General features: G+C 66.4%; 1 protein-coding gene. It reads left to right on the top strand.

Annotation, left to right across the window (positions count from 1 at the left end; translation table 11 throughout):
- Positions 1-268 (top strand): hypothetical protein (locus JI667_RS21480; protein WP_206858478.1); only part of this gene is annotated, 268 nt, incomplete at both ends.

The raw sequence follows: 268 nt of genomic DNA, 5'->3' as shown, positions 1-268 counted from the left end.
AGTATGAGGGGGCGGGTGTTCGGCTACCGTGGTTCCGGCTCTACCCCGTGACGCCGACTGCCTCGCAGGTCTACGGAGACCGGCCCGCCGAATTCGCCGCGGCGTTCCCTGATCTGCCGGCCGATTTCCTGCTGGCTGGGGTCTCCTATACCATCGTCCGGTGCAAGGCGATTCCGGTCGAGCATTACGGCAACGCCTTCCGCTGGCGCGGCCTCATGGGGCTGGGTGAGCCGGGCGTGGCGCTGGTTTCGAACTGGAACCGCATGTA

This window comes from Bacillus sp. NTK074B (assembly GCF_017303375.1).
Lineage (GTDB): Bacteria > Bacillota > Bacilli > Bacillales > Bacillaceae_B > Rossellomorea.
Note: the sequence above shows the minus strand (reverse complement) of the source record. Positions and strands in the feature narration are given on the sequence as shown.